Source organism: Caproiciproducens sp. LBM24188, from assembly GCF_054130445.1.
On record NZ_CP196862.1, the window covers coordinates 349509 to 361979 of the forward strand.

Annotated in this window: 10 protein-coding genes; 5 read left to right on the plus strand and 5 right to left on the minus strand. The window is 53.8% G+C overall.

Translation table 11 applies throughout. From position 1 onward, the window contains the following. A complete protein-coding gene (locus ACSVDI_RS01615) occupies nt 1–258 on the plus strand; it encodes a hypothetical protein (RefSeq protein WP_457944236.1) in 258 nt (85 codons plus the stop codon). Here the strand turns inward: ACSVDI_RS01615 and ACSVDI_RS01620 are convergent. The 4 genes from ACSVDI_RS01620 to ACSVDI_RS01635 form a co-directional block, all read right to left on the minus strand. Beyond that, complete coding sequence (locus ACSVDI_RS01620) at nt 255–1427, minus strand: NAD(P)-dependent malic enzyme (RefSeq protein WP_457944238.1); 1173 nt, start codon at nt 1425–1427, stop codon at nt 255–257. The genes ACSVDI_RS01615 and ACSVDI_RS01620 overlap by 4 nt on opposite strands. 200 nt (nt 1428–1627) lie before the next feature. After that, the gene (locus ACSVDI_RS01625) at nt 1628–2581 is read right to left on the minus strand and encodes an L-lactate dehydrogenase (RefSeq protein WP_457944240.1); all 954 of its coding nucleotides are present in this window, start codon (nt 2579–2581) and stop codon (nt 1628–1630) included. A 158-nt stretch (nt 2582–2739) separates the two neighbouring features. After that, nucleotides 2740–3444, minus strand: a complete 705-nt coding sequence (locus ACSVDI_RS01630; protein ID WP_457944242.1) for a response regulator — start codon at nt 3442–3444, stop codon at nt 2740–2742. Then, the gene (locus ACSVDI_RS01635) at nt 3434–4987 is read right to left on the minus strand and encodes a sensor histidine kinase (RefSeq protein ID WP_457944244.1); all 1554 of its coding nucleotides are present in this window, start codon (nt 4985–4987) and stop codon (nt 3434–3436) included. The genes ACSVDI_RS01630 and ACSVDI_RS01635 overlap by 11 nt, the downstream gene beginning before the upstream one ends. A 594-nt stretch (nt 4988–5581) precedes the next feature. Between ACSVDI_RS01635 and speD the strand changes: the two genes are divergently transcribed. The 4 genes from speD (at nt 5582) to speB (ending at nt 9673) form a co-directional block, all read left to right on the plus strand. Beyond that, nucleotides 5582–6412, plus strand: coding sequence for an adenosylmethionine decarboxylase (gene speD, locus ACSVDI_RS01640; protein WP_457944246.1), 831 nt, complete (start codon nt 5582–5584; stop codon nt 6410–6412). A gap of 3 nt (nt 6413–6415) precedes the next feature. After that, nucleotides 6416–7894 carry an aminotransferase class I/II-fold pyridoxal phosphate-dependent enzyme gene (locus ACSVDI_RS01645; RefSeq protein ID WP_457944248.1) on the plus strand — a complete coding sequence of 493 codons (1479 nt, stop codon included), beginning with the start codon at nt 6416–6418 and terminating at the stop codon, nt 7892–7894. A gap of 74 nt (nt 7895–7968) precedes the next feature. Next, a complete protein-coding gene (gene speE, locus ACSVDI_RS01650; RefSeq protein WP_457944250.1) occupies nt 7969–8820 on the plus strand; it encodes a polyamine aminopropyltransferase in 852 nt (283 codons plus the stop codon). Nucleotide 8821: 1 nt separating this feature from the next. Further along, a complete protein-coding gene (speB, locus tag ACSVDI_RS01655) occupies nt 8822–9673 on the plus strand; it encodes an agmatinase (RefSeq protein WP_457944251.1) in 852 nt (283 codons plus the stop codon). 58 nt (nt 9674–9731) lie between these two features. Here speB and ACSVDI_RS01660 read toward each other — a convergent pair whose 3' ends face one another. Further along, entirely contained in the window at nt 9732–12194 is a 2463-nt protein-coding gene (locus ACSVDI_RS01660; RefSeq protein WP_457944253.1) for a DsrE/DsrF/DrsH-like family protein, read from the minus strand. Nucleotides 12195–12471: the final 277 nt, after the last annotated feature.

Here is a 12471-nt window from a genome sequence, read left to right on the forward strand (position 1 = left end):
ATGTGGGCAAGGCTCTATCCGATACAGTGCGGTGAATCCGGCGCGGCCAGGGTTTCATCCGGCCGTTTCGATGAAAAAAGTGGTGCCGCAAAAGGAAGATTTCTTCCTTTTGCGACATCACTTTCTCGGGATATGCAAATTCAATTGCTAAAATCGGCACTTTTTAAAACACGGGCGGTGAGGCCGGGGTTCCCGGTTCACGCGCCCGTGTTCTTTGATGTGCGGATAGTTATTTTCCTTGAAAAGGAGGAAAATTAGATTCTTGCTACGCCGGTCTTGCGGGCGGCTTCTGCAACCGCTTTTGCAACGGCAGCAGCAACATTCTTGTCGAGTGCGCTCGGAATGATGTAGTCCGGGGAAAGTTTGTCATCGGTAACAAAGGATGCAATCGCCCTTGCGGCGGCAATCTTCATTTCGTCGTTGATGTCGCTTGCGCGCACGTCAAGCGCACCGCGGAAGATGCCCGGGAATGCAAGCACGTTGTTGATCTGGTTCGGGAAGTCGCTGCGGCCGGTGCCCACAACGGCAGCACCTGCGGCTTTTGCAACGTCCGGCAAAATTTCCGGAACCGGGTTTGCCATTGGGAAGAGGATCGGGTCCTTGTTCATGCTCTTGACCATTTCTGCGGTGACGCAGTTCGGAGCGGAAACGCCGATGAACACGTCCGCGCCCTTGAGCATGTCGGCAAGGGTACCACTGCGCTTTTCTCTGTTGGTGATGCGCGCCATTTCTTTCTTTTCTTCATTCAAACCTTCGCGGCCCTCATAGATCGCGCCGGTGCGGTCGCACATGATCACGTTCTTAAGGCCGAGAGCGATGAGCAGCTTAATGATGGCGATACCGGCAGCGCCTGCGCCGCTGGTGACAACCTTAATTTCTTCAATCTTCTTGCCAGTCAGTTTCAATGCGTTGAACATAGCGGCAAGGGTAACAACGGCGGTGCCGTGCTGGTCGTCGTGGAAAATCGGAATATCGCAGCATTCCTTCAGCTTGCGTTCGATTTCGAAGCAGCGGGGAGCGGAAATATCCTCTAGGTTTACGCCGCCAAAGCTGCCGGCGAGCAGGCGAACCGTGTTGACAATGTCGTCCACGTTCTTGGAACGCACGCAGAGCGGGATTGCGTCCACATTGCCGAATGTCTTAAACAGGGCGCATTTGCCTTCCATAACCGGCATACCGGCTTCCGGGCCGATGTCGCCAAGGCCGAGCACTGCGGTGCCGTCGGTTACGACCGCAACCAAGTTGGAACGGCGGGTCAAATCGTAGCTTTTATTAACATCTTTCTGAATTTCCAGGCAGGGCTGTGCAACGCCGGGGGTATAGGCGAGGGAAAGATCGTCGCGGGTTTCCAGAGGAGCGCGGCAGATTACTTCGATTTTGCCTTTCCATTCGGCATGTTTTTTCAGTGATTCTTTTGCGTAATCCATTCTAAACATCCTTTCAAGGTCATTCATTCTGCAAATTTTACCGGAACCGCCGTCCGGCCCAAAAAACATTCTATTTCAGGCTTGAGCCGGGGAAAGCGGGGGGGCAAACTGACTTTTGTTATTATTATAACAATCTTTTATCGGAAAAGAAAGGGTTTTGGCGCGATTTGTACCGAAAAGTTGCGATGCCGTGAATTGAATTAGATGTTGACAGAGGAAATAACGGCCTTCAGGGCGTTGCAGCTTGCGACAAACTGTTCCTGTTCCTCGTTGGTCATCGGCGGAGCCATCAGGTTGGTCAGGCCATCGGAACCAAGCAGGGCCGGCAGGCTGACGCACACGTCGCTGACACCGTATTCGCCGTGCAGCATGGTGGACAGGGTCAAAACGGAATTGGTATTGCGCAGGATGCATTCGCAGATGCGGCAGGTGGAAAGTGCGATGGCATAGAAGGTAGCGCCCTTCAGCTTAATGACCTTTCCGCCGGACTTGTGCACGTCCTCCAGGATGGCAGCGTGGTCCAGTTCCTGATAATTCGGGTTCTTCACGCGCATGCTGGAAAGGTAGGTATCCATCGGGACGCCGCTGATGCTGGTCAGGGACCACGGAATCATGGAGCTGTCGCCGTGCTCACCGAACACATAGGCATGAACACTCTTCGGGCTGACGCCAACGTTCTGTGCGATTGCAGCGCGCAGACGGCTGGTGTCGAGCAGGGTACCGGAACCGAATACCTGAGACTCCGGCAGGCCGGTGGTTTTCAGAATGGTGTAGGTAATGATGTCAACCGGGTTGCTGACCACCACGTACTTTGCGTTTGGAGCATATTTCAAAGCCTGCGGCATAACGCTCTTGATGATGTTGATGTTGCCCTGGGCAAGATCAATTCTTGTCTGGCCGGGTTTACGAGCGCTGCCAAGGGTTACGATAACAATGTCGGAATCCTTAATATCCGGGTAGTCACCGTTAAAAATATCAACTGGCGGGCACAGAGCAGTTCCCTGATAAATGTCCATTGCTTCGCCTTCGGCCTTTTCCTTGTTGATGTCGACCAGAACAATTTCTGATGCAAGGCCCTGCACGGTCAGCGTGTAAGCAATGGTAGCGCCTACATTACCCGCGCCAAGAATACTGATTTTGTTTCCTTTTTCCATGATATCACTTCTCCTGTAAATACTGAAAATATATGAATTTTGCGCGTATCCCCAGCTTTTTCGCTTCCGGCTCGCGGTTTCAGGGAAAAGCCGCGCGGGGGGAGACGGAACATGTGAAAACACGCAAAGCAAAATTGTCTAAAAAAATGCCCAGCGGTTCAGTCTTCGTCCGGCATACGGTAGCCAACGCCCACTTCGGTCAAAATATATTTCGGCTCCGCCGGATTTTTTTCAATTTTTCGCCGGATATTTGCCATGTTTACCCTTAGAATCTGGCGGTCGTTCTGGGCGAACTGCCCCCAAACCTGATTCAATATATAGGAATATGTCAGCACCTGACCGACGTGCTTGCAAATCAGGGTGACAATTTTAAATTCGTTTTGCGTCAGGTGCACGTCCTTGCCGTCCACCGTGACAATCCGCTTTTTAAAGTCTACGGTTAAGTCACCCCGCGTGAACTTTCCGTCCGGAAGATCCTCACCCATTTCCATTTTGATTCCGTGGCGGATGGCGGCGCGGATACGCGCCATCAGTTCGGAGGAACCGAACGGTTTGGTAATGTAATCGTCCGCGCCAAGGTCGAGTGCTTCGACTTTTTGCTGTTCCTCACCGCGTGCAGAAACAACCAGAATCGGAATTCCCGACCATTCGCGCGTTTTGCGCAGAACCTCCAGCCCATCCATGTCTGGCAGGCCAAGGTCTAACAGAATCAAATCGGGGCAGTGAGAGGAAATGAGCGAAATCGCTTCCGCTCCGTTCGTCGCGTTAATGGTGCGGTATCCGTTGGCCGTCAGAACGGTGGAAATGAAGTGCGCAATGGCGTCCTCGTCTTCTACAATTAAAACAGTGGTTTTATTCGTCATGAGAGTTCGCCTCCTCCAGCGGGAGCGTAAACGTGAAAACGGCGCCTCCGTCCGGCCGGTTTGCGGCGGTAATCGTACCGCCGTGCGCGCGGACAATGGACTTGCAGATGGACAACCCGACTCCGCTTCCGCGGGTGGAGTCGCTGTTGTCGGAAGGATAGCCGTCAAAAATATGGGGGAGCAGCGTTTCGGAAAGACCCTTTCCGCGGTCGCGAACTTCAAAGACGGCGTTTTTCTGTTCTACCCCAACTTGAAGCTCGATGGGCTGGGTGGCGCCGGCGTGCCGCACCGCGTTTTCCAGCAGGTTAATCAGAACCTGTTCAATCAGCGTTGCGTCCATGGGGACCATTAGGAACTCTTCAGGAACCGAAACGTGGACGGCTGCGCCCGGAAAACGTTTTTTCAACCGGGTGACGGATTCCGCCGCGATTTCCTCAACGGCTTCCGGCTGCTTTTTCAGCCGTGCGGGTGCGCTGTGGATGCGTGTGACGGTCAGCAGGTTTTCCACCATGCGGATCAGCCACTGCGCCTCCTGGTGAATGTCGCTGATCAGGCGGTTTCGCGTTTGGGGGTCAATGCGCTCCGGGTTTTCCAGAATTGCGGAACTGGCGCCGATAATGCTGGTCAGCGGTGTGCGCAGGTCGTGGGAAACGGAGCGGAGCAGGTTGGTGCGCATTTTTTCCTTTTCTGCTTCCACCACAGCCGCCTGCTGCTTTTCGGAAAGCCTTTGACGTTCCAGCGCAAGGGCAGTTTGCGAAATTAGCATTTCCAAAAAGGTAAGAATATTTACAGCCGGTTCCCCATCCTGCGTAACAAGAAAACCCACTGCGCCAAGCATGCATCCGTGGGCAGCAACCGGAAAATAGCAGGCCGCGGCTTTCGGGCAGATTTTCGTGCCCGCCCCGGTTCTTACCCCGGTTACAAAGGCCTGATGTGCAGCTTCCTGTTCGTCCATGGAACAAAGCGTCAGCGCGTCGCGGTCGCAGGTGGTTTTCAGCGTGCCGCGGCCTCCGGCCGCAGGGTCCTCCGTATAAAATATGACGGAGCGCTTCAAAGTTCGGAATAAGTATTCCAGCGTAAGGGAAACAATGGAGTCAATTCCGCCGGCGGAAAGAAGCTTTTGGGAAAACTCATAAAGGTTGTCCGTGCGTTTTTCCCGCAGTAAGGCAAGGCGGGCGTGTTCCCTCAGGCGCACGGTGGCCGTGCTGGTCATTAAGGAAACGACCAGCATGCTGAAAAATGTAATGGAATAGCCGGAAGAAAACTCCAGCGTATGATAAGGAACGGTAAAGAAGTAATTGGTGCCGAATACGCCCAGAACCGAGGCGATGATTCCCCACAGGTAACCGGAGGTGAAACGGCTTACCAGCACTACGGCCAGAACGTAAATCACGCCGATGTTGTCGTTGCTCCCCGACCAGCGGGAAACAAGAAACGAAATTCCCGTGACGGCGGCTGGAATCACAAGGGTTACCGCAGCGTCACGAATGGGTGACGGCAGTCTGGAAAGTGCCGCGTATTTTTGATTTCGAGTAATTTTCAACCACTTCCTTCTTCGGATTCAGCCAGGGATGAAAAGCAGTTGATTCTTTACGAAAAAACGACCGAATGGCTTGAATCATTCATGCAAAAGCAACAAAAAAGCAGGGCGTTGCAACGCATATTTTTAATTGCAAGAACAAAGATTGATAAAAATTTAACACCAAAATCAAAATTTACGCCATTATAATAAATATCATAGCACAATTCGTCACAGGATAAAAGGGGAAAGCCGAAAATTTTTTTAGGGCCTGAAAAACGACCGTTTTTTACGCCCCGGCAAAAAATATGCTTCAAATGAGAGCGCATGAAAGGAAAACGGATAAAACGAGAGGAAAACGGAGAAATTTGGAATGATTCAAGGTACACTTTGAATTATTGCTGAAATATTAAATTATATAAATATTTAAAGCGAAAAACATTGACATTTATAGTGCTTTATCGTACTATTGATTTCAGTTTTAATACACCTTAAAAGTCCGGACTCAAACTCGCCTAAAGCGGGCAGGACCTCCGAGGCCTTCGACCGTTGGCAATTCACTTTTCACGGGAGAACATAAGGCGGAGGAACCGGCGAAACAGAAATTTAGGAAGGGGCGTGATGATAAGGTTGGAAAATAAGCTGAAATTATACGGCTTTAACAACCTCACAAAAACACTTAGCTTCAACATCTATGATGTGTGCTATGCAAAAAGTGAGCGGGAGCAGAAAGACTATATCGCTTACGTGGACGAGCAGTACAATTCCGAACGATTGACGAACATCCTTTGTGACGTAACGGAAATGATCGGTGCGCACGTGCTGAATGTAAGCAAGCAGGATTACGACCCGCAGGGGGCCAGCGTGACGATTTTAATTACCGAAGAGTCGCTGCCCGTAACCTGTATTGACCCGTCCTGCAATCAGGGCGAAATCGATATTCTGAAAACGCGGAATACCGTGGTCGGCCATCTGGATAAAAGCCACGTTACCGTTCATACCTATCCGGAGTACCATCCGGATAACGCTATCGCCACCTTCCGCGTGGACATTGATGTTTCCACCTGCGGCGAGGTTTCCCCGCTGAACGCGCTGAATTACCTAATCGGCAGCTTCGATTCGGATATTATCACCGCCGATTACCGCGTGCGCGGTTTTACTCGGGATGTTGACGGCAGAAAATTGTTTATTGATCACAACATTACTTCCATACAGGATTATATAGATGATGCGACGCTCCGGAAATACGATGCGATTGACGTGAACGTCTATCAGGCAAATCTTTTTCATACGAAAATGCTAATTAAGGAAATTAATCTGCAGAACTACCTGTTCAATACCGATGTGTACGAGTTGCCCCCAAAGGAAAGGCTGCGCATCACCAACAGCCTTCGCCGGGAAATGATTGAAATTTTCAGCGGCTCCAACATCTACGACGGGGAACGCTGAACCATGAATACAGCGAGAACAGGAAGAGAAATGGAGCGGTTCAATCAAAACAGGGCGCCGGTTTACGAGGCGCTGGAACAATACAAGGAAGCGCGCGTGGTGCCGTTTGACGTGCCGGGCCACAAGCGTGGAAAAGGCAATCCCGAACTAACCGCCTTTCTGGGGGAGCGCTGCCTGACGGTGGATGTGAACTCCATGAAGCCGCTGGACAACCTCTGCCATCCGGTCTCGGTCATTAAAGAGGCGGAGGAGCTTGCCGCCGCCGCGTTCGGCGCGCAGGACGCGTTTTTTATGGTGAACGGCACCACCTCCGCAGTGCAGAGCATGGTGATGAGCGCCTGCAAGCGCGGCGAAAAAATTATTATGCCGCGCAATGTGCACCGCAGCGCCATTAACGCGCTGATTCTGAGCGGTGCGGTTCCAGTTTATGTTAACCCGGGCATCGACCGGCGGCTGGGCATTCCGCTTGGCATGGCGCTGGAGGATGTGGAGCGTGCCATTCAGGAAAATCCGGACGCCAAGGCGGTGCTGGTCAACAACCCCACCTATTACGGCATTTGTTCCGACCTGCGCGCGATTGTAGAACTGGCGCACCGCCGCAATATGGCCGTGCTGGCGGATGAAGCGCACGGCACGCATTTCTATTTCGGCGAAGGTCTGCCCGTTTCCGCCATGGCCGCCGGTGCAGACATGGCGGCGGTCAGCATGCACAAAACCGGCGGTTCGCTGACCCAGAGCTCGCTGCTGCTGTCCAACGGACGGATTCCCGAGGGATATATCCGGCAGATTATCAACCTGACGCAGACGACCAGCGGGTCATACCTACTGATTTCGTCGCTGGATATTTCCCGCCGCAATTTGGCGCTGCGCGGGAAAGAAATTTTTGATAAGGTCACCCGGCTGGCGCAGTACGCGCGGGAGGAAATCAACCGCATCGGCGGATACTACGCGTTTTCGCGCGAACTGAACGGTTCCCCGGCGGTGTATGATTTCGATGTGACCAAACTCTCCGTGAATACGCTGGAAATCGGCCGCGCGGGCATCGAGGTGTACGATATTCTGCGGGACGATTACGGAATCCAGATTGAATTTGGTGACATCGGCAATATTCTGGCCATCATCTCCGTGGGCGACACCGAGCTTGCAGTGGAGCGGCTGGTTTCCGCACTGTATGAAATTAAGCGCCTCTATTCCAAGGACCGCGCGGGCATGCTGGACCACGAATATATTACCCCCGAGGTGGTGCTGCCGCCGCAGGCTGCGTTTTACGGCGAAAAACGCTCGGTTCCCCTGCGCGAAAGTGCAGGTGGGGTCTGCAGCGAATTTGTCATGTGCTATCCGCCGGGAATCCCGATTCTCGCCCCTGGCGAGCGCATTACACCGGAGATTCTGGACTATATTGAATACGCCAAGGCAAAGGGCAGCACGTTGACCGGCACCGAAGACAAAGAAATTAAACGGATTAATATCCTTGTTCGGTGAACCGTGAATAGTAACCAACGGAACCCGGTTCCAATTTGCAGTTCATGATTCATTCAGATGGAAAGGAGCAGTTTATGGAATTATGGTACACGGAGGAGCACTCCGACAACGTCCGCTTTTCCATTAAGGTTGACCGGCAGCTCTATTCCGCCGTCAGCCCGTTCCAGCGGATTGATATTATGGAAGCGTGGGAGTTCGGCCGGTTTTTAACACTGGACGGCTACATGATGGTGACGGAAAAAGATGAATTCATCTATCATGAAATGATTGTCCATGTGCCCATGGCAACGAACCCGAATATTAAGAATGTATTGGTCATCGGCGCGGGTGACGGCGGTTCGGTGCGCGAGCTGACCCGCTACGGCACGATAGAGCATATTGACATGGTAGAAATTGACCGAATGGTGGTAGAAGCCTGCCGGGAGTACCTACCCCAGACCGCCTGTAAGCTGGACGACCCGCGCGTGACCATCTATTATGAAGACGGGCTTCGTTTTGTGCGCACCAAAGAAAACGCTTACGACCTGATTATCGTGGATTCCACCGACCCGTTCGGCCCGGGCGAAGGGCTGTTCACCCGTGAATTTTACGGGAACTGCTATAAAGCGCTGAAGGACGACGGCATTTTGATTAACCAGCACGAAAGCCCGTATTACGCAAAATATGCGAAGTCTATGAAGCGCGCGCATACCCGGATTTCGGAATTTTTCCCGGTCTGCCGCGTGTATCAGGCGCACATTCCAACGTACCCCTCCGGGCACTGGCTGTTCGGCTTCGCTTCGAAAAAATACGACCCGCTGTCCTTTGACGCGGACGCGTGGAATCGGCTTGGCCTTACCACCCGGTATTACAATACGGAAATCCATCGCGGGAGCTTCGCGCTACCTACCTATGTGCGGGAACTGCTGGAACAGAGGGAGGACTAGGATGGAACGCAACGTAGACACTTTTCTTGCCTGTGACCGTACGTTTGAGGACGCAAAAATTGTTCTGTTCGGCGCGCCGTTCGATTCCACCACCTCGTTCCGTCCCGGCACGCGCTTTGCCAGCCGCGCCATCCGGGGGGATTCGTTCGGACTTGAAACCTACAGTCCGTATCAGGACAAGGACTTGACCGATACTGCGGCCTTCGATGGCGGCGACCTGGAGCTGCCGTTCGGCAATCCCGTTCCCGCGCTGGAAAAAATCGAGCAGTATACGGAAAGGATTTTGAGAGCGGGCAAGCTGCCCTGCATGGTCGGCGGGGAGCATTTGGTTACGCTGGGCGCGGCGCGCGCCGTAATCCGGCATTTCCCGGACCTGCACGTTCTGCATTTCGATGCCCACGCCGATCTGCGTGACGAATACTTGGGCGAGGCGCTTTCCCATGCTTCGGTCATGCGCCGGGTGTGGGAGCTGGTCGGGGACGGACGGATTTTCCAGTTTGGCATCCGTTCCGGCGATCGTTCGGAGTTTCTTTGGGCGAAGGAACATGTATTTACGAACCGCTTCAACTTCAACGGATTGGAAGAAACCGTCCGTAAATTAAGCGGAAAGCCGGTTTACCTTTCCATTGACTTGGACGTGCTCGACCCGTCGGTGTTCCCCGGCACGGGCACACCCGAGGCGGGCGGCGTAAGCTTTTTGGAGCTGCTGCGCGCAGTGCTCACCGTTTCAAACCTGAACATCGTCGCCTGCGACGTAAACGAGCTTTGCCCGGTCTACGACCAGAGCGGTGTTTCCACCGCCGTGGCCTGCAAGCTTTTACGGGAATTGCTGATTGCACTGAGCAAATCGTGAGTGATTATAGAAGCACCCCATTCGGAATTCAGTTCCAAATGGGGTGCTTTTTGAATGCCTAAATAAACAAACTTGTGTCGGACCGCTCTGCTGAGCCGAGGAAGGTGGCCACACCACCAATTTCCACACCGTCAATCAGTTCTTCGCGCCGGATGCCCATAATGTCCATGGACATTTGGCACGCCACCAGGCGGACACCGTTTGCCATGGCGGACTGGAGCAGTTCCTCCAGCGACGAAACGTTCTTCTTTTTCATAATCCCGCGAATCATCTTCGGCCCCATGCCGAGCATGTTCATGCGGGAAAGGCCGAGCTTTCCTGCGCCGCGCGGCATCATGATTCCGAACATTTTTTCCACCGCGCTTTTTGCCACGCGGACGCGGTTCGGTTTGCGCAGAACGTTCAACCCCCAAAAGGTGAAAAACAGCGTTACCTTGCGGCCCATGGCGGCTGCGCCATTTGCAATAATCAGCGCCGCGAGCGCGCGGTCCAGGTCACCGCTGAACACAACCATGCTTTTGTCGTTACCCGCCGAGGAGGAAACGGCCGGTGCCGCCAAACCTTTTCGGATGCGTACCGAATAGGCTCCGTTTTCGCGCTCTACAGAAAGCAGGTCGTTGCCCGTGCGTTCGCACCAAACATTGATGTCCGAAGCAAAGGCCGGGTCGGTAGCCCGGACCAGCAGGCATTCCCCGTCACGGATGGACTTGATTCCCTCCGCGACTTTCATAATGGGGCCGGGGCACTGCAGGCCGCAGGCGTCCACCTCAATGACATTTTTCGCTTCGCAGCGGATGGGAGAGGACGATTCTGCCGGCTTCGGGATGCCCACACAGTCCGTGAGGCAGGGCGGCTCCCGGTCCGCCTTGGCGGTGATATAGGTCTTGTAGCCGCCGCTCAGGTTGTAAGCCTCGTAGCCGTTCTGCATCAGGATGCGGGAGGCCACGTACCCACGTAAACCGACCTGGCAGAACAGATAAACCGGTTTGTCCTTCGGCAGCTCTTCCATGCGGGCGCGCAGGTCATCCAGCGGGAGATTGACCGCACCGGGGATGGTTCCCATAGCGTATTCATCCGGAGTGCGCACGTCCACCAAGGAAACTGCGCTTCGATCCAACGCATCCACTTGGTCGTAATGGAAGATTTTTGTTTCCCCACGCAGAACGTTTGCCGCGACAAATCCAATCATGTTGACTGGGTCCTTGGCGGAGGAATACGGCGGAGCGTAGCAAAGCTCCAGCTTTTCCAAGTCGAATACCGTGCCGCCCAGACGGAGTGCGGTGGCCAGCACGTCGATGCGCTTGTCGACGCCTTCAGTACCAATCGCCTGTGCGCCAAGCAGTTTGCCTTCCGGCGTGAAGAGCAGCTTCATGCTCAACTGGGAAGCACCGGGGTAATACGTTGCATGGCTGGCGGGGTGGGTGTAGACCTTTTGGTATGGGATGCTCTGTGCTTTCAACTGCTTTTCGTTTAATCCGGTGGAAGCGGCCGTAAGTTCAAATACTTTCAGAACAGCGCTGCCCTGCACGCCGCCGTCCGGCTCCACAGGCCGATTCAGGACACTGCCCGCCACCAAGCGTGCCTGCCGGTTTGCCGGACCCGCAAGGGGAACCAGCGTTTCGGTTCCGGTGCCGAACTGACGCACGCCGATGGCATCGCCCACGGCAAAAATATGGGGGTCGCTGGTCGCGTAGGTTCCATCCACTTTTATGCTTCCTCCCACGCCCAGCTCCAGCCCGGCGTCCCGGGCAAGGGTGCTGTCCGGCGAAACCCCAATGCTGAGGATCACCAGATCAGCAGGAATGGATTTTTCTATGGACTGATCGGCGGCCAGATGCACCATCAGGGCATTTTCCTGCCCGGAGGAGGAAAATCCCTTTACACCATTGCCAAACAACAGCCGGATGCCATGCTCGCGCATCGCGCGATGGAGAATCGCCGCCATTTCCGGGTCCAGCGAGGCGACCGCTTGATTCTGGAATTCCACAATGGTTACGTTTAGCCCGCGCTGACACAGGTTTTCCGCCATTTCCACGCCGATGAAGCCTGCGCCCACTACCACGGCGTTTTTCGGCTTGTTTTCCCGGATGTACTCGTCGATACGATAGGTATCCGGAACGGTGCGCAGGGTGAAAATGCCGTTCAGATCGATACCGGGCAGGTTGGGCCGCTTGGGCTGTGCACCGGGGGAGAGAATCAGCTTGTCATAGCTTTCTACATAGGTGCTTCCGTCCCGATGATTTATAACGTTAACAGTCTTTTGTTCCCGGTTGATTTGGACAACCTCCTGCATGGTGCGAACATCCACGCCAAAGCGCCTGCGAAGCAGTTCCGGCTGGGTGACGATGAGATTTTCTTTTTCGCGGATGGTTCCGCCAATATAATATGGAAGCCCGCAGTTTGCGTAGGAAATATATTCGCCCTTTTCAAACAGGATGATTTCCGCGTCCTCGCTCAGGCGGCGCAGCTTTGCCGCTGCACCTGCACCCCCTGCGACACCTCCAACAATCAGTACTTTCATAGAACAGCCGCCTTTCTGTTTATATCGAAATTTCTTCGAACAAGGCTCTTGTGAGATCCGAATCGGCGTGTGAGGTATGTTTCCTTGTATCCGGACCGGGGCTTTGCTCTGAAGAAAATGAATTTGCATCCACAATCGAGCAAATTTCTTTGCTTCTATTTTAAGAAATCCCGATTGCTTTTTCCGTGACTTTATCACGAAGGCGGTTCATTCGGATGGAGTGGTGCTGCCTATGTGGTACGGTTTATAAAAATGCCGCCGGTTTTACCGGCGGCAT